17 protein-coding genes are annotated in these 17,923 nt (G+C 61.4%); 3 read left to right on the top strand and 14 right to left on the bottom strand.

Annotation, left to right across the window (positions count from 1 at the left end):
* Positions 1–2: 2 nt before the first annotated feature.
* Genes flgL through flgB form a run of 11 tightly spaced genes read right to left on the bottom strand, consistent with a single transcriptional unit; the run spans position 3 to position 10,092 of the window.
* Positions 3–926 carry a flagellar hook-associated protein FlgL gene (gene flgL / locus QUG01_RS11810; RefSeq protein WP_500830319.1) on the bottom strand — a complete coding sequence of 308 codons (924 nt, stop codon included), beginning with the start codon at positions 924–926 and terminating at the stop codon, positions 3–5.
* 28 nt (positions 927–954) lie between these two features.
* Positions 955–2,745 carry a flagellar hook-associated protein FlgK gene (flgK, locus tag QUG01_RS11805; RefSeq protein WP_500830318.1) on the bottom strand — a complete coding sequence of 597 codons (1,791 nt, stop codon included), beginning with the start codon at positions 2,743–2,745 and terminating at the stop codon, positions 955–957.
* A 48-nt stretch (positions 2,746–2,793) separates the two neighbouring features.
* Entirely contained in the window at positions 2,794–3,729 is a 936-nt protein-coding gene (gene flgJ / locus QUG01_RS11800; RefSeq protein WP_500830317.1) for a flagellar assembly peptidoglycan hydrolase FlgJ, read from the bottom strand.
* A 44-nt stretch (positions 3,730–3,773) separates the two neighbouring features.
* The gene (locus QUG01_RS11795) at positions 3,774–4,871 is read right to left on the bottom strand and encodes a flagellar basal body P-ring protein FlgI (RefSeq protein ID WP_500830316.1); all 1,098 of its coding nucleotides are present in this window, start codon (positions 4,869–4,871) and stop codon (positions 3,774–3,776) included.
* 21 nt (positions 4,872–4,892) lie between these two features.
* Entirely contained in the window at positions 4,893–5,576 is a 684-nt protein-coding gene (locus QUG01_RS11790) for a flagellar basal body L-ring protein FlgH (RefSeq protein ID WP_500830315.1), read from the bottom strand.
* A gap of 46 nt (positions 5,577–5,622) precedes the next feature.
* Positions 5,623–6,405, bottom strand: a complete 783-nt coding sequence (gene flgG, locus QUG01_RS11785; protein ID WP_043622143.1) for a flagellar basal-body rod protein FlgG — start codon at positions 6,403–6,405, stop codon at positions 5,623–5,625.
* 36 nt (positions 6,406–6,441) lie between these two features.
* Positions 6,442–7,182: a flagellar basal body rod protein FlgF gene (locus QUG01_RS11780; protein ID WP_500830314.1), complete on the bottom strand. Its 741-nt coding sequence runs from the start codon at positions 7,180–7,182 to the stop codon at positions 6,442–6,444.
* 22 nt (positions 7,183–7,204) lie between these two features.
* A complete protein-coding gene (flgE, locus tag QUG01_RS11775; protein WP_500830313.1) occupies positions 7,205–8,476 on the bottom strand; it encodes a flagellar hook protein FlgE in 1,272 nt (423 codons plus the stop codon).
* A 45-nt stretch (positions 8,477–8,521) separates the two neighbouring features.
* Positions 8,522–9,241, bottom strand: coding sequence for a flagellar hook assembly protein FlgD (locus tag QUG01_RS11770; protein WP_500830312.1), 720 nt, complete (start codon positions 9,239–9,241; stop codon positions 8,522–8,524).
* A gap of 20 nt (positions 9,242–9,261) precedes the next feature.
* A complete protein-coding gene (gene flgC, locus QUG01_RS11765) occupies positions 9,262–9,672 on the bottom strand; it encodes a flagellar basal body rod protein FlgC (protein ID WP_071108316.1) in 411 nt (136 codons plus the stop codon).
* Between the two features lie 6 nt (positions 9,673–9,678).
* On the bottom strand, positions 9,679–10,092 hold the full coding sequence (gene flgB, locus QUG01_RS11760; protein WP_500830311.1) for a flagellar basal body rod protein FlgB: 414 nt from the start codon (positions 10,090–10,092) through the stop codon (positions 9,679–9,681).
* A gap of 246 nt (positions 10,093–10,338) precedes the next feature.
* On the opposite strand from flgB, the gene QUG01_RS11755 reads away from it, so the two are divergent.
* Positions 10,339–11,136, top strand: coding sequence for a response regulator (locus QUG01_RS11755; protein ID WP_500830310.1), 798 nt, complete (start codon positions 10,339–10,341; stop codon positions 11,134–11,136).
* A gap of 48 nt (positions 11,137–11,184) precedes the next feature.
* Here the strand turns inward: QUG01_RS11755 and QUG01_RS11750 are convergent, their stop codons facing one another.
* Positions 11,185–12,012, bottom strand: coding sequence for a hypothetical protein (locus QUG01_RS11750; protein ID WP_500830309.1), 828 nt, complete (start codon positions 12,010–12,012; stop codon positions 11,185–11,187).
* 487 nt (positions 12,013–12,499) lie between these two features.
* Here QUG01_RS11750 and QUG01_RS11745 point away from each other — a divergent pair, with 487 nt between their 5' ends.
* Positions 12,500–13,816 (top strand): DEAD/DEAH box helicase, encoded by a 1,317-nt coding sequence (locus tag QUG01_RS11745; RefSeq protein WP_500830308.1) that lies wholly within the window; start codon positions 12,500–12,502, stop codon positions 13,814–13,816.
* A 65-nt stretch (positions 13,817–13,881) separates the two neighbouring features.
* Here the strand turns inward: QUG01_RS11745 and QUG01_RS11740 are convergent, their stop codons facing one another.
* Both QUG01_RS11740 and QUG01_RS11735 read right to left on the bottom strand, forming a co-directional pair.
* Positions 13,882–15,555: a glycoside hydrolase family 9 protein gene (locus QUG01_RS11740; RefSeq protein WP_500830307.1), complete on the bottom strand. Its 1,674-nt coding sequence runs from the start codon at positions 15,553–15,555 to the stop codon at positions 13,882–13,884.
* A 44-nt stretch (positions 15,556–15,599) separates the two neighbouring features.
* Positions 15,600–16,811, bottom strand: coding sequence for an ROK family protein (locus QUG01_RS11735; RefSeq protein WP_500830306.1), 1,212 nt, complete (start codon positions 16,809–16,811; stop codon positions 15,600–15,602).
* A gap of 143 nt (positions 16,812–16,954) precedes the next feature.
* On the opposite strand from QUG01_RS11735, the gene QUG01_RS11730 reads away from it, so the two are divergent.
* Positions 16,955–17,821, top strand: coding sequence for a glucosamine kinase nucleotide-binding domain-containing protein (locus QUG01_RS11730; protein WP_500830305.1), 867 nt, complete (start codon positions 16,955–16,957; stop codon positions 17,819–17,821).
* The last annotated feature ends 102 nt before the right edge of the window (positions 17,822–17,923 follow it).

The raw sequence follows: 17,923 nt of genomic DNA, 5'->3' as shown, positions 1-17,923 counted from the left end.
GCTTAGAGATTGTTGAACAGAGACAATCGCGCCACCTGCGCATAGGTTTTCTGGGTGTACTGCAGCGAAGTCTGCGTCATGGTGAAATCGGAAATCGCCTTCGCCATGTCCAGATCCTGCAAATTGCTGATACTTGTGTTGTATTGCAAGCCCAGGCTGTTGCTCATGGACTGCAGATTGGCATTCTCCGCCTCTCGCGAGCCGACCGAAGCTAGGCTGACCGACATCTGCTGCGTAGCCGATGTGATCTGGTTGATCGCCCCCTGCACCTGGGTATCATAGTTGGCGGGCTTGGGATTCTGCCCCAACAAATTATACAAATTGATCAAGGAGTCAAAAGCAGCCGTTGGGCTGCCGCCGGGGATGCCGAAGACCGCATTGCCGGGATCGGAAATCGTCATGGTCCGCGACGCAGCCACCTGCACGCTGCGCTGGCCATTGTCGCCGTTATAAGTAGCGACCGGCGGCACGGCGGAAAGATTGACCGAAAACGGCACCGTCGTCACCTGATTGCCGCTGAACAGATAGCTGCCATTGCCATCCGTTGCGTTGGCATAACCCGCCAGCTCGTTGATGCCCTCGCCGACGGTTTTCTGGATCTGCTGCAATTGGACGGTGGACAACGCGCCGTTCCCGGCATAAATTGCCTGGCTCTTCATCGAGTTCATCAAATCGATCGCATTTTTCAGCGTCGTATCCGACAAAGACAGCCAAGAATCTACCGATTGGGTGTTCTTCTGGTACTGGCTGTTCTGGCCGTTCGAGGTTTCCAGCAACTGGATGCGCGCCGCCGCCACGGGGTCATCGGCTGGCGTAACCACACGTTTCTGGTTGTCGATCTGCGTATTGATCTGCACCAAGTCGGCTTGCAGATTCGACATATTGTTCACGCCAGACTGGTACAGCGTGGAAGAACTGATACGCATCGTCGCGCTCCTTCAATGACTAACCGTCTCAGGACATGATGTTCAGAATACTGGAGAACGTAGTCTGGGCAAGTTGGATCACCTTGCTGCATGCCTGGTAGGACTGCTGATATTTGATCAGGTTGGCCGCCTCCTGGTCCAGATTCACCCCGGTGGCGTTGGAATTATTGGTGGTGGCCTGCTGCAACGAGGCCTGAGCCGCCGTATTTTGCAAGCTGGAAGTATTGGTCTGGTTGCCCACCGATGCCACCAGGGTTGAGTAATAGGTCTGATACGACTGGTTATTCACCAAGCTCTGGTTCTGCTGCGCAGTCAACTGGCGCAAATTGTTGCCATCGCCCAGAGACTGCGTGCCTGGCGTTTGCGGCCCCACCGTAAATGTCTGACCATTGACCGGGGAACCGGACAACTGGAAGCCGATGCCGACATCGACCGGCGGAACGGCCGTCGTCTGCAGCTTGTAGCTATTAGGCAAAGACGGATCGACAACTACATTATACGGCCCGCCGCCATTCGTGCCGGCTATGGTGGCGGTCATGGTCACCGGCGCGCCGGCCGCCGTGACGGTCATGCTGGTCAAGCCGGTGGCAGGATGCTGCGCAATCGACGTGAAAGTCGGCGGCGTCGTGTTCAGGCCGGCAGTATACGTTCCCGGCAAGGTAGACCACACGCCGCTCATCACCGTCCCACTGCCGCCTGCCGTGCCGGTGGGCACCAGGTTCGACGCCGTGGCCAGCTTCGCCGGGTCCGACATCACCACGGCGAATTGACTGGCCGCGTACTGCGGATTGTTGGCATAGGCCGACAAATCCTGAAAGATGGGACCGCCGGGCTGGCCGTTGAAGTCCATACCCAGTTTATTCTGATAGTTCATCGCCGCAGACAGGTTGATCGCCATGGAACCGAGCTGATTCTGCGTTTGCGCCAGCGCGTTGTCGCGGAAATTCAGTAAGGCGCCCAGCTGGCCGCTGCTGAAGAGACTATCGGACAGCACGGTAAGCGTGCCGTTGCCATTGGTGAAGCCGACCTGCACATTGGACGGGTTATTCGGGTCGGTCTGGGTGCCTAGCTGGTTGACGGAGTTGCCAGAAACCAGCGATTGGCCGCTGCCGATGTAAACCGTATAGGAACCATCGCTCTGCTTGAATACCGAGGCGCCCACCAACTGATTCAACTGCAGCACGGCCTGATCGCGCTGATCGAGCAAAGAATTCGGCTGGCCCTGCGGCGGATTGGGATTGCCGCCGGTCGCCGCTCCGATCTGCTGGTTCAGCGAAGCAATCTGCTGCGCCAAGGCATTGATACTCTGGACTGAGGTCGTGATCTGGCCATTCGCCCCTTGCTGCATTTGCACCAAGCGGCTGTTCATGGCGGTGATCTTGGTCGACAGCGCCTGGGCCATGCTCAGCACCGTCTGGCGGCTAGGCAAAGAAGACGGCTGCTGCGTCAGCGTTTGCATCGCGCCGAAGAAGTCCTGCAGCGCCGGGCTGGGGCTTTGCGTCGAGTCGGCGATCATATTGTTGATCTGGCCCAACTGCTGATATTGCGTGGTGTAGAAGCTGCTATTAGTTTGCGCGCCTTGCAGCTGCTGCGCCAGAAACTGGTTATAACTGCGCTGCACGCTGGTCACATCGACGCCCTGGCCCAGGTAGCCAAAACCAGCAAACTGAGGCTGACGGCTGGCCTGAGTGGTGTATTCCTGGGTGTAGCCCGGGGTGCTGACATTGGAGATGTTGTTGCTGGTCACCGACAAGCCGTTCTGAGCGGCATTCAATCCGCTCACTCCAATCCCGAAAATATCCGCGCCAACGATAGCCATGATTAACTTCTCCCTAGTCCTTTATCGGCAGCGCCGCGCCGGACTTGATCAAATACGCGCCACTTGCTGCGCCAGCGACGCCGCCACATCGACCAGTTTTCTCGCGTAGCGCGGATCGGTGGCATAGCCGCCGGACTGCAGGCCTTGCGCGAATCCGTACATGTTCTGGCCTTGGTTCAATACATTGCGGTAGCGCGAGGAGCCTTTCAGCAGCTGCGCGTAGTCCGAAAAGGCCTCCGCGTAGGAGCCATAGGAGCGGAAGGTTTCCTGCCTTTTTTGCGGCACGCCGCCGCTGTATTCGGTGGTGACGATGGTGGTGGTCTTGCCATGCCAGTCTGAACCAGCCTTGATGCCGAACAGATTGTGGCTGTCGCTGCCATCGGCATTGCGGATGGCGCGCTTGCCCCAGCCGCTTTCCAACGCGGCATGCGCCACCACGCACTCCGGGGCCACGCCCAGTTGCTGCGCGGCCTGGCGGGCATGCGGCAACAGGCCGCTCACAAACTCCCGGCTGCTTCCGCCTGCTGGAACGCCAGCCTGCGCCGACGCGGCCTGTGCCTCCTGGTACGCTTGCATGGGGCGCAAGCCTGCAGGCTGCGCGGTCAAGGCCGGGCCATTGCTCTGCAACGCCGCCATCTGGCTGGCATCCGGCTTGAAGCCGGATTGCTTCGACAGCTGCCGGTAGATCATGTCGCCCAGCCCTAATCCGCCGCGCTCGCACAAGGATTGAACCATCTGCTGGTCCGACAAGCTTTGGAAGGTGTCGAGGCTATTGGAGGGCTCCTCCTCGTCGAAACGCACCGACCGCATCGATTTCAGCATGGTATTCATCAGCAAGGCCTCGAACTGCGAGGCCGCCTGACGCGCTGCCGCTTGCGGATTCTTGCTGGCCGCCGCTTTCAACTTTTGCATGCCGGTCGGGTCCGCCGCCAAGGTGTGGCTAAGCGGATCCTGCGGCAAAACACCCTGAAACTTCATCGTCATATCCCGCTCCTTGACTTAACAAAAAGCAAGAAACATGCCAAAGATTAGATAATTTGCAGATCGGCCCTCAGCGAGCCGGCCGACTTCATCGCCTGAAGAATGGAAATCAGGTCCTGTGGAGACGCGCCCAGCGCATTCAAAGCATTGACCACCTGCGCCAGATTGGCGCCGCCCTTCAAACCCACCACCTTGCCGCTGGTGCTGTTGATGGTGATGTCAGCCTGATTGGTGACAGTGGTCTTGCCGCCGGACAAGGGATTGGGCTGGCTGACTTGCGGCGTATTATTGATGGTGACCGACAAATTGCCGTGCGAGACGGCGCAGGCGCCCAGCGTTACTGCCTGGTTCATCACGATGGAGCCGGTGCGGGCATTAATGATGACCAGAGGGGAAACATCTGCCGGGTCGACGGCAATATTTTCCATTCGCGCTAGAAACTGCACCCGCTGATTATTGTCGAACGGCGCCCGCACCTCGATCAGCCGGCCATCGACCGCGCGCGCGGTATCCGTGCCAAACACCTTGTTGATGGCCTGAACGGCACGGTTAGCCGTGGTGAAGTCGGCATCCTGCAGTTCAAGATGAATGAACTCGCCGTCGCCCAGCGCGGTTTGCACCTCGCGCTCCACCGTGGCGCCGGCCGGAATGCGGCCCACGCTCAGTTGATTGATCTGGGTGGAGCTGCCGCCGGCCGAAGCCCCGGCGCCGCCCACCACCACATTGCCCTGCGCCATCGCATAGATCTGGCCATCCGCACCCTTTAACGGCGACAGCAGCAAAGTGCCGCCGCGCAGGCTTTTGGCATCGCCGATCGAGGAAGCGGTCACGTCCAGCGCCTGGCCACGCTTGGCGAACGGCGGCAGCGTGGCGGTCAGGGAAACCGCCGCCACGTTCTTCGGATCGATCTTGGTGCCTGGCGGCACTTGCACGCCGAGTTGATTCAGCATATTGATCATGGCTTGCCCGGTGAACGGCGACGAGGTGACCTTGTCGCCGCTGCCATCGAGACCCACCACCAAGCCATAGCCGATCAATTGGTTGGGACGGACGCCGCCGATATTGGCGATATCCTTCAGCCGCTGCGCGGACAGCGCAGGCAGCGAGGCCAGCAACAAGCTGGCCATGACAATCCATCTTTTCATTAGGCTACTCCCGCCGCCGCATCAGATCGGCAGCAGCGACATGAAGAACTTGGTCAGCCAACCCGGCTCATTGTAAAGACGGTTGTTGCCCTTGGTTTGCTGTTCGATGCGCGCGTCTGCCACCTTCAACGATGATATGGTGCGATCCGGCGCCACGTCGCGCGGATTGACCACCCCGGACAGGCGGATCGATTCCGTATCGCTGTTGATCCTCACCTGTTTCTCGCCGCTGACCACCAGATTGCCATTGGCCAATACATCGATGACGGTGACAGTGATTGAACTGACAAAAGTGGTGGCAACCTGGCTATTGCCCTTGCCGGTATTGTTGGCGGAGCCCGTGCCGTTGAAGCTGGTGCCGCCCAAGCCGCTTCCCAGGCCCGAAGGCAGGAAGGGAATCTTGAGGCCGGCATTGATGCCGGAGGTCAAGGACGAAGTGCGGGTATCGGTGGTCTGCTCCGACTGCGAGGTCGAGGAGTTTTCCTGGATGGTGATCTGCAGCGTGTCGCCCACCTGAATGGGCATCGCATCCTGGAACATCGGCCGATAGCTGGCGGCCTGGAAGATTGAGCCATTGGCCGGCAAGCCTACTGGCTTAGGCTGCGGCCGCGCGGTGGTCGGCCCCTGCACCAGTTGCGGCTCCTGCACTGCGCAACCGGCCAATACCATGACGGCAGCCGCCATCATCGCCAGTTTGATCTTCATGGTCTTACTCCCATCCCGACGAGCGGCCCAAGGCCGCCCTGCCGTGTTACAAGTTGCTCAGCTTCTGCAGCATCTGATCCGCCGTCGTCACCGCGCGCGAATTCATCTCGTAGGAACGCTGCGCGGTGATCATATTGACCAATTCCTCGGTCACATTGACGTTGGACGACTCCAGAAAACCAGAGCGGATGGTGCCGCGGTCATCGGTCTGGGGATTGCCGTCCTGCGGATCGCCCGAAGCCGCGGTTTGCAGGTACAGATTATTGCCCAGGCTCTGCAAGCCTTGCGGATTGATGAAGGTGGTCAGCAAGATTGTGCCCGCGGTTTGCGGCGCGGTGGCGCCGGCCAGCGTGTACTGCACCACCCCTGCGGGCGAGACCGTGATCTGTTGCGCGGTGGCCGGAATATTGATGTTCGGATTCAGCTGCAAGCCGTCGATGTTGACGATATTGCCGTTCGGATCGCGCTGAAACTGGCCATTGCGGGTATAGGCCGTGGTGCCGTCCGCCTGGAGGATGCGGAAAAAGCCGTCTCCGTTGATCTGCAAATCCAGCGGCTGATCGGTCTGCTGCGGCGTGCCCTGGGCAAAAATGCGGGTGGTGGCGACAGCCGCCGCGCCGGTGCCGACCTGCAGGCCGGACGGCAAGAGATTGCCGTTGGCCAGCTGCCCGCCGGGCTGGCGCAGCGTCTGATAATACAAATCCTCGAATATGCCCCGGCTGCGCTTGAAACCTATGGTATTGACGTTGGCCAGGTTGTTGGACACCACATCCAGCTGGAATTGGCTGGCATCCATGCCGGTTTTGGCGATATACAGTGCGCGCATCATGGCGATTTACCTATTTCTTTTTTCGTTTGCTTGTCATCAGCTCATCGACAACAACTGCGCAGCCTGCTGATCGTTTTGTTGCGCGGTCTGCATCATCTTGATATTCATTTCATACTGCCGGCCATGCGAAATCATCTGCACCAGCGCATCCACCGAATTGACGTTGGAGGCTTCCAGCGTTTCCGGCACCAGCTTGACATCGGCGCTGGCCGGCAAGGTGCCGCCGCCGTTGACGTGGAACAAACGATCCTCGCCCTTGTACACGTCCTTGGGACCCGGGTTGACCATTTTGATCTGGCCGACCAGTTGCGGCGTGCGATTGGTGCCGGATTGCGGAATCGCCAGCACCGATCCATCGGCGCCCAGCTGGACCTGCGAGCCGGCGGGCACGGTGATCGGGCCGCCATCGCCCATGATCATCAAGCCGGCGCGGGTGCGCATCAGTCCATTGGGATCCAGCACATAGCCGCCATCGCGGGTATAGGCCTCTTGGCCATCCGGCCCCTGCACGGCAAAGAAACCCGGCGAACCCAGGGCGAAGTCGGCCGGATTGCCGGTATGCTGCAAACTGCCCTGGCTGGCATCGAACCCTATGGTGTTGTCTACCACATAGGTCCGGGTTGGCGCGCCGTCGCCCAGCACCGGCAGCGCGCGGAACGCCGCCAGATCGGCCTTGAAGCCATTGGTGTTGACGTTGGCCAGATTGTTTGAAGTGGTGGCCTGTTGCCACATTTCATGCTTGGCGCCGGTCATGGCCAGAAACAGCACTCGATCCATGCTTCAGTCTCTAGTGGGGTGATCAGATATTCAGCAGGGTCTGAATCAGCGTGTCCTGCGTCTTCACTGTCTGCGCATTGGCCTGATAGTAGCGCTGCGTAGTGATCATATTCACCAGCTCGTTGGTCAGGTTGACATTGGAGTCCTCCACCTGCCCCGCGGACAAGGTGCCGGTATTGCCTGTGCCAGGCACGTTGGTGGTCGGCGTGCCGGAGTTATTCGTTTCCGACCACAAGTTGCCGCCCATCGCCTGCAGCCCCTGCGGATTGATGAAATTGGCAAGCGCAACCTGGCCTATGGTCTTGGTCTGGCTATTCGAGAAGCTGGCCTGGATGGTGCCGTTGCTGGAGATATTGATGCTCTGCAAGGTGCCGGGCGCGATGCCGTCCTGAGTGGCAGACAGCGTCGCCGATTGCTGGGCGATCTGCGTGGAATTGGCGAAGTTGACGTTGACGGTCTGCGATGTCGAAGCGGAGCTGCCATTGGGCGGCGCAATGGTGAACGACAGTGGCACCGCTCCTGGCGCGGCGCCGTTTACGGTAGACAGCAAGCCATTGGTGTTGTAGCCCAATGTCAGCGGATAGGTCCCAGTCGACGTCACCTGGTTGCCGTCGACATAGGCGTTGACCGTCCAGGTATTGCCAGTTGCCGCCTGCGACGTGAGCGTGTAGTAGAACACCATCTGATGGGAATTGCCGAGGCTGTCGTAAACCGTCTGGTTATTGCTCCAGTTGTACGACGTGCTCACAGCAGGATTATTGTACGGCGGAATGCCGGTGCCGGTCGGCGTGGTGCTGTTTGAATTCAATTGCACCGCCAAGGACAGCTTGGAGGTCGGCACCGGGGAAATCGAGGTATTGGTCAGTTGCAGCTTGCCCACCGGACCATAGGAAATCCCGCCCGCGGCATTTGCCGTCCAGCCCTGCAGGTAATTGCCCGAGGTGCCGACGATATAGCCCTGGTTGTTGACCTGAAACTCGCCATTGCGGGTATACGCCTGATTGCCGTTGGGCGTCTGGACAATGAAAAAACCGCTGTTATTGATCGCCAGGTCCAGACTGCGTCCCGTGGTCTCGATATTGCCATTGGTCATGTTCTGGGTGATGCCCTGCACCTGCACGCCAATGCCGGGAGTCGTGGAGGTGATGCCGTACAAAGTCTGGCCGTACAAGTCGCCAAACTCGGTACGCGAACTCTTGAAGCCCACCGTACTGGCGTTGGCGACGTTGTTGCCTATGGTGTCAAGCTGAACCGATGCCGCGTTCAGACCGCTCAAACCTTGCTGGAAACCCATTTTCGTACTCCTTGAACTCTAACCATTTCACCGCGAGGCGGCGGATCAGGACATCTGCGCCACGCTGGACAAGGAAACCTGCGCATTGCCCGGCAGCACCAGCATCGGCGCGCCATTCACCCACGATACGGCCTGAACCTGCTGCGTGTTGTACGCAGTCGCCGTGGTCGTGCCGCCTGCGCTGGCCTGATTGACCTTGGCCTGGAAGGTGTAATTGCCCTTGGGCAGGGCATTGCCGTTGCCGTCGGTGCCGTCCCAAGTGAAGGTATTCATCCCCTTCGACGGACTGGCAATCGACTGGGTCGCCACCACGTTGCCGCTCTTGTCCAACACATTGATCTGCACCGACGAGGCCGGACCATTCAGCATCACGCCGCCCTGCGTCGTCTGCCCTGCAGCCGGCGTCTGCAGGCTACTACCCGCCACCAGCACGTTCTTGCCTATCATGCTGGCCGCCATCATCGACTGATTGGCGCTCTGGGCATTCACCAGTTGCTGCATGGTCTGATTCAGCGACTGGATGCCGGCCACCTGGCTGATTTGCGCCATCTGGCTGGTGATCTGGCTGTTGTCCATAGGATTCAGCGGATCCTGGGCATTCAGCTGGGCGGTCAGCAAGGTCAGAAAATTACTCTGCATGCTTTGCGCGCTGCTTGCCGACTGCGCATTGCCGCCGGCCGAACCGTTGGCCGCCTGAATGCTGGTAGCACCCGGCGCCGGCTGGTTGTTCAAATTGCCGTAGTTGAAGCTGCCGCTAGTGGCCATGGCCATCTCCCTGGAAAAGCTTACTGGCCGAGCTGCAAGGTCTTCTGCAGCAAGGTCTTGGCTGTGTTCATCATTTCGACGTTGTTTTGATACGCGCGGGAGGCGGCGATCATGTCCGCCATCTCCTCCACCACATTCACATTTGGCATCGTCACGTAGCCGCGCTCATCGGCCAGCGGGTTGCCCGGCTCATATTTCAGCCGCGGCGGCGTCTGGTCTTCCACCACGGAGGTGACGCGCACGCCGGCGACATGAGGCTGCGCGCTATCCACCGGCACCGCGGTAAATACCACATGGCGTCCCTTGTACGGCTGACCAGTGGAACTGGTTGCGCTTTCCGCGTTGGCGAGGTTGCTCGCCACCACATTAAGCCGCATCGACTGCGCCGACAGCGCCGACCCGGAAATATTGAACAGATTCGACAAGGACATTTAAGCCTAACCTCCCGTGCCGTTGCCCTGGATCGCGGCATTCAATCCGCCGATCCGCTTATTCAAAAACGCCAGCGTCGTCTGATACTGCAAGGCATTGTCGGCAAACGCGCCGCGCTCGACATCCATGTCCACCGTATTGCCGTCCAGGCTAGGCTGCACGGCGCTGCGATACTGCAGCGGCACCGCAGCCGAGCCTTCCGGCGCGCTGGCGATATGCCGCGGATCGGTCACCGCCAAGGACAAACGCCCCTGCTGGTCCGTCTGCGCCTGCAAGGCTGCCTTGAAATCGAAGTCCACCGCCTTGTAATACGGCGTTTCCGCATTGGCCACATTGCTGCCTATCACTTCGGCGCGATAGGCCTGCAGATTCAGCGCGCGCTGCTGGAAATCGAAATAGTGGGCAATCTTGTCTAACATGAACGTCTCCTGACTGACGGCAGCCATTAAGCACGAACCGTGCCAGGAAAAACCACCCACCCAAGCCATTGATTACAAAGAATGGATAGCAAAACGGCAAACTTGTGTCGTTTCACAGCGGCAAAACTTGCCGCTCATCCGCCTTAACGGCAAATTCAGGGGTGCATGCAAGGATTTTGCTTGCCCAGCGCGCCAAATCGTGCCAAAACCGTCAATAATGTAGTCAGGGAAAAGTGGGAGTGGACCATGCTGGCCCTGGAAGAATTGTTGATCACGCTGGCGGAACCATCGCCGGTACAAGCCCAAATCATCACCAAGGCATTGGAAGAACTGGGAGCGCGTCAAGTTGAAGTGCACGCGACGGGCGAGGAACTGATCAGCCAGGCAAGGGAACGCCGTCCCAATCTGGTGATCAGCGCCTATCACCTGCCGGACATGACAGGCAGCGATCTGGTTCAGACACTGCGCGGCAGCTCGGACCTCTATGACCTGCCCTTCATACTGATTAGCAGCGAAACCAACCCGGAGCGCCTGGAAACCATACGCCAGGCCGGCAGCCTGGCGATCCTGCCCAAGCCTTTCGATGGCCCTCAGCTAGCCCAAGCGATGCAAAGTGTAATGAGCTTCATCAACTGCGCCACCCTGGGCGCGGAAGTGGATGCGGACATGGCGCTGATGAGCGTGCTGATCGTCGACGACAGCCAGACCTCGCGCCACCACATCCGCCAAGTGATGGAGAAACTGGGCTTCGAACACTTCTGCGAAGCCGTCAGCGCAGAAACCGCCATACCCTATCTGGAGCAGGAGCCGTTCAAACTGATCATCACCGACTTCCACATGCCCGGCATGGACGGCCTGGACTTCGCCCGCTACGTTCGCGACAGCCAGCTGCAACCAGGCACCCCGGTATTGATGATCACCAGCCAGAACGAACCGGCCAGCCAGGAGGATCTGGAAGATGCCGGCATCGCCGCCTGCTGCGAGAAACCATTCGATATCGAGCAGATGCGCGAACTGGTTCGCCGCCTGCTCAATGAATATTAGGAACGGTTGGCGCTTGCGGCGCGGGTCGCCCGCAAACGCCAGCCAGCATTAGCGCGGCGCCACCCACACCAGGCGCGAATGCGCCTTGTCCTCGCCAAAAGACTGTCGGCGCCAATAACCTTGCGCGCCATACTCCGCCTGAACCGGCAGATCCTCTACGCGGCAGAAGGTAATCTCGCCGAACCCCGCCTTCAACAACTGGCCGCGCGCCTTCTGCCGGGTCTTGACGCAGCTAGGATGTGCAACCGCCGCCACCCATTCCGACGGCGCCGCCGATTCCCACTCCCGAACCAGCTTCAGCTTGGGCTGGGTCATGATCGCCAGACCATTCAACACCGAGACCAGCAAGCCATTCCACTCGGCCGCCACTTCCTTCAATTGCGGCGCCAACTCGCCCGGATACTCCACCCGCGCCAGCTCCACCTGATCCGCCGCCTGCAGCCAGCTGACGCCATCCGGCGCAAAACCCATCCGCACCAAAGTCAGCAACAGGGCGCGCCGCTCCGGCTGATGCGTGATGAAAGCGCCGCCCTCGCCCGGCACATGCAGGAAGAAAGCATCGGCTGGCAGGTTTAGCGTATCCGGCAGGTTGCTTGGCTGACGGGTATGCGCCAACGCGCCGGCCAGCGCCGCGTCCAGATGCGACACCACGCGCCCATGGCGGGCGAAATGCCCCCACGCTTCCGCCAATGCCAACTCGGTCACGATGGCAGACTGGGGAATGTCGAATACCTGCGCCGCCCGCTCCAGCTCCCGCTTGATCACATCCTTCATCTGCGCCCTGGCCTCGGCGGCCTGGATGGCCTGCGCGTAAAGCTGGGCGATCCGTCTGGCCCAGGGCCGGGTGGCGGCGTAGCGCTGCACAGCGTATTGCATTCCCATGATTCCTTGCGAAACAAAAAAGGCGGCATTGTAGCAAACGGCGCCCCCTCGCCCAAGCCGATGCTCACCGCCTTGAGATTGATGCAGGCGTCACCTCACAGCGCTGCCGACAGCCCCATCGAAAGCCCACCCTCGGCCGCAGCTGACGTTTTTTTCCCGAAAGCGGCAACTCAAGCCATACGCAATCAAACACTTATACTGACAAACTGCGAAAAACTATTGCCACCGGGCGATATTTACCGTATAGTCCGCTCTCTTGCATTTTCACCGGGCAAACCCACACCACGCCTCTGCCCGAGTGTGTTTTCATCGTCCCTGACCCTTTCCAGGCTTCGTCCAAGCAATAATGTCGCTTTCGACTGGACCGCTGTTCGCCGCTTGCCAGGTTAGTGCCGATGATTTACGGCCCAAAGGCGCCGTATAACCGCCACGAAATCTGGCTATAAGTGACGCCGGCATCATCCGGCCTGAAAGGATATACATGAACTTTTCCGATCTGGGCATCGCCCCGACCATCCTGCGCGCTCTGGAAGCTGCCGGCTACACCGCCCCGACCTCGGTGCAAGCCGAAGCCATCCCGGCCGCCATCGCTGGCCGCGACCTGCTGGTTTCCGCTCAAACCGGCAGCGGCAAGACCGCCGCTTTCCTGCTGCCCGCGCTGACCAAGCTGTCGGAACGCTCCACCGGCAAGGGCCAAGGCCCGCGCGTGCTGGTGCTGACCCCGACCCGCGAACTGGCGCAGCAAGTTGAAAAGAACGCGCTGGAATATGGTAAGGACCTGCGCTGGATGAAGACCGCCTGCCTGGTGGGCGGCTCCTCCTTCGGCTTCCAGATTCGCGCCCTGTCCCGTCCGATCGATCTGATCGTGGCCACGCCGGGCCGTCTGATGGACCACATGCGCTCTGGCCGCATCGACTTCTCCCGCCTGGAAATGCTGGTGCTGGACGAAGCCGACCGCATGCTGGACATGGGCTTCATCGATGATATCGAAGCCATCGTCAAGGCTACGCCGGAAACCCGCCAGACCGTGCTGTTCTCCGCCACGCTGGACGGCATCGTCGGCCGCATGGCTGAAAAGATGACCCGCGAACCGCAGCGCATCGAGATCGCCCGCACCGAAACCTCGGGCGGCACCATTGACGAGCACCTGCTGTACGCGGATGACCTGAACCACAAACATCGCCTGCTGGATCACATCCTGAAGGAATCCGGCTTCGACCAGTGCGTGATCTTCTCCGCCACCAAGGCGTATACCGAAGAACTGGCCGACAAGCTGTCCGATCAGGGCTACTCCGCAGCCTGCCTGCACGGCGACATGCCGCAAAGCTGGCGCAATCGCACCCTGAACGACCTGCGCCGCGGTCGCATCAAGGTGCTGGTTGCCACCGACGTGGCCGCTCGCGGCATCGACGTGCCGACCATCACCCACGTGGTGAACTTCGACCTGCCGAAGCAAGCTGAAGACTACGTGCACCGCATCGGCCGTACCGGCCGCGCCGGCCGCGATGGCACCGCCATCACCCTGGCGGAAGCGAAAGAGTCGCACAAGGTGCGCCGCATCGAGCAATACCTGAAGCGTTCCATCACCGAAGGCGTGATCGAAGGCATGGAGCCGACTCGTCGCCCGTCCAAGGGCGGTCCGCGTCGCAACGGCAAGCCGGGCGGTTACGGCGATCGTCGCGGCAATGGCGGCAATCGCGGCGGCTACCAGGGCAATCGCCGCGAAGGCGGTTACCAAGGCCAGCGCCGCGAAGGCGGCTACCAGGGCAACCGCGGCCCGCGCAGCAGCGCCCAGTAATCGGCCTGCTCGCCAGACAAAACGCCACCGTTCAACCGGTGGCGTTTTTCATTGCCCCGCGCCACTCAAGACTGACGCAAGGCCAGCGCCAGGAACAACCAGGCGCCATGCGGCAGCCACTGCTCGCTCCAACGCCAGGATTGGCTGATGTCCGTCTGCTCCGGCAGAAAAAAAGCCACCCCGTCATCCCGCCCCGGCTCGGCGGTGATGCCGTTGCACACGCCGCCCGGCGCGTTGAAATAGCCTGGCTCATACTGCGGATTGCGGCGGCCATGCCCCTGCCACATGCACATATCAAATGGATTGCGGCCCAATATCCAGTCCACCGCCGCTTGGGCATAGCCGCCCAAGGCAGCCGCATGCTCCGGCCAATGCCGCGCGGCCTGCCAGGCCGCCGCCGCCAGCGATGCCAGCCTGGCGTTCTCGCCCTGCCACCAGTAGCCGCTGGCATTGCGCTGCGGCATGAAAAACCTCGGACCCGCCTCTTCGCCCGGTCGCTGCGCCCACTGCCGCGGGTAGCCGAAAGGATTGCCCGCCTGCGCCGTGCGTTCCAATTCGCCCAGCAGGCCATACAGCCAGCCTTGCGCCACCGCCGCCGCATACGGCCCCTCCGGCAAGACTTCCAGATAGCGCGCCAATGCCAGGTAAGGCAAGCCGGCATCGGAAGCATGGCAATAGCTGTAGCGCCGCTCGTTATCCAGCCAGAACCAGCCAGCATCGTGCTGGCGGTCCAGCATGCAGGCCGCGCGCTCGGCGGCCGCATCGGCATACTCGGCCTCGCCGCAGGCGGCATGCAGTTCGCAAGCGGCCAATAGGCCGCAATAATCGTCAATCAAGTTTTCATTGCCGTCCGGCAGATAAGTCTGGCCATATTCCTGCAAGTGGGCGAAGCCGCGCCGCGCCGCCTCCAGATAAGCTTCCCGGGCAAACTCTCCATCGCGCGGCAAGCGCGAGGCAGCCGCCAACGCGGCGATGGCCATGCCGCCGCCCTGGCGCCAGCCGGCCTGAAACGCCGCCGAGCGCAAGCCTTGCTGCGTGGCATAGGCGCACAAGCTGCGCTTGTGCTCATCCTTGCTCCAGCCATCGAATAGCGTCTGGTAGAAATAACCATCGGGGCGCTGCATCCGCAGCAGAAAATCCGCGCCATGCAAGGCCTCGTCAACCAGCCGCTCGTCAAACCACTTGCCGTGGCCGGGCTGCGCCAGCCGGGCGCGGATCAGGTTCCACACCAATAGCGGGGTTTGTTGCGGATTCAGATGATTGGCGTAAGACAGATGGCTCAGATACTTGGAGCAGTCGCCGGAGGCATCGTACCAACCGCCGTGCACATCGCGCCTTTCGCCGCCCCCCTCTTCCGGTGCGGCACGGTCCGCGGCGTCGTACAGGCCGCTGCAACGTTGCGATTTGAAATAGAACAGCAAGTCAGACAGCAAGGCCGGGCCGTAAAGCCCATCCGCCACCGCGAACGGCGCCGACACCACCGGCGGCGCCATCCCCTCCAGCCACAGCTGATAGATACCCGGACGGCGCAACGCGCCGATGTCGGCCTGCCAGTAATGCCAGTCCGCCCAGCCCTCTGCCGGGCCCAGCGCATGCAGGGGGCAGCGCAGCACGACCAGTCCCGCCTCGTCCAGCACCGCCACGCCATCCACCCTGGCCCGCGCCTCGCCCTGCAGCAACACCTTCTTGTCCGCCCCGGTTTCAAAACCCAAGTGATTGAACAGGAACCGCAATGCCATTCTCGCCTCCTCCGGATCGTGATGGATCTGCCGACGCGCGCCGGTCAGCCGCGGCCGTTTTTCAGCAATACCTCGTACTGCGGATTGAACTCATCGAAGATGGGCAGCGCCGCCGCGCCCAGCGCCACCACATCGCGGCCAGCACTGCCCAGCCGCAGCCGCTCGCCATCGTGGAGGCGAATCGATACCGGCAAGGGATGCAGGCGCTCGACCAGTGCATTCAGCCAGTCCGGCGGCAACAAGCCGCCGATCACCACCGCCTCGATATCCAACAGCGACTCCAGGATATTCACCGCCTGGCGCAACGGCCCCACCGCGCTATCCAGCCAGCGCTCGCCGTTTTGCGCAATCGGCAGGCCGGACAGGTATGCCGGCGTAGCCAATTCGCCATCGGCCACGCCCAGCGTTTCATATAGCGCCCGCAGCGAAACATAGCGCTCCAGGCAGCCGCGATTGCCGCATTCGCAAGGGCGGCCGCCCGGCGCCACGATCATATGACCCACTTCGCCGGCATTGCCGCGGCCGCCGGTATACAAGCGGCCATCCAGAAACAAGCCGGCGCCCAAGCCCGTGCCGATAAATAGATAGATGAAGTTGCGCAATTCGCTGGCCATGCCGTACAGGCGCTCGCCAATGGCGGCGGCGGTGGCATCCTTCTGCAACAACACCGGCAAGCCCAGTCGGCGGCTGAGCCATGCGCCATCCACCGCCTCCCAGCCCGGCAAGGTTGTGGGCCCGACCGAAGTCATGCCCTCCACGCCGAACGGCCCCGGCATGACAAAACCCATTCCCAGCAGCCGCGTCCAATCGAGTCCGGATGCCCGCCTCAATTCATCATGCATCTGCGCGATCAAGGGCAAGGCGGTCTGAGGATCGGGCCGGCGAACCACCCGCTCCGTCCGCACGCGGACTCGGCCGGCCAGATCGGACACCACCGCGATCATGGTTTGATGATCAAGCTGCACCCCGATGGAGTACGCGCCATCCGGATTGATGCTGAGCGGCACCGCAGGCTGGCCGCGCGCGCCGCCGCGCAATGGCGGGCCTGCCAGCAGCATGCCGGCGTCCAGCAATTCGGCCGTGATATTGGACACGGTTTGCGGCGTCAACGCGGTCAAACGGGCGAGGTCCGCCCGCGTCAACTGGCGGTTGAGCCGCACGGTTTCCAACACGGCGCGGCGGTTGTGCGAACGCGCGCGCTCAAGGTTGGTGCCGGACACGGTCAAGGCATCCGGGCGGATAACGGTCGATTTCATGACGGCAGTATCGCAAGCGCCACAGCTGGCCGGCAAGTGAATGACATGAATGCCGCATTTAAATAAATCAAGTTGACGAAATAATCAAGCAATGCTCCAATCATAAATACAATTGTCATTTTTGGCGACGGGACATATCCTTCATGGACAATTCCATTCCCTACCTGATCGGCGTGGACGGCGGCGGCACCGGCACGCGTTTGCGCATCGAATCTCCGGATGGCCGTCCGCTGACCCAGGCGGAAGGACCGGGCTCCTCGCTGGCCCAAGGCACAGAACCGGCTTGGCGCACCGTCCTTGCCTTGCTGGAGCGGGCCTTTGGCGAGATAGGAAAAGTCCTGCCGCCTTACGCCGATTGCGCCATCGGACTCGGGCTGTCCGGCGCGAACAACCCGGAGTGGGCGCGGCAATTCCATCAGCGCGCGCCGGATTTCGCCCGACTGGAGTTGGCCACCGACGGCTACACCACCCTGCTGGGCGCGCATGGCGGCCAGCCCGGCGTCATCGTCGCCCTCGGCACCGGCAGCGTCGGCGAGGCGCTATATCCCGACGGCAGCCACCGAGAGGTAGGCGGCTGGGGTTATCCCAGCGGCGACGAAGCCAGCGGCGCCTGGCTGGGACAGCGCGCCGCGCAATTGACGCAAATGGCGCTGGATGGCCGCTATACCCATACCCCTCTGACCCGCGCCGTGCTGGAATTCGTCGGCGGCAACTGGCAGGCGATGATGCGCTGGAACAGCGAGGCTAATCCGGCGCGTGTCGCCCAACTCGCGCCGCTGGTTTTCGCCGCGGCGCGCACGGATCCGGAGGCCGACGCGCTGCTGCGTCAGGCAGGAGAAGACGCGTGGACCATCGCCCGGGCACTGGACCCCGCCGGCGAATTGCCGGTGGCCTTATGCGGCGGGCTGGGCCAGGCCTTGCGCGACTGGCTGCCGCCAGGCTTCCGCCAGCAACTGACGCCCGCCAAGGGAGATTCGGCCAGCGGCGCGCTGCTGTTGCTGCGCCGCTGACCCAACACAGGAGGAGATGAATATGAAAGGCTATGTCCCAATTGTAAGTTGGTAGCCTCTCCCCACCGCTTCCTGCAAACAATGCACAGGTTGTATCTGCTG

Source organism: Chromobacterium sp. CCUG 76385 (genome assembly GCF_059916625.1).
This window is presented reverse-complemented; position numbering and strand designations above follow the sequence as displayed.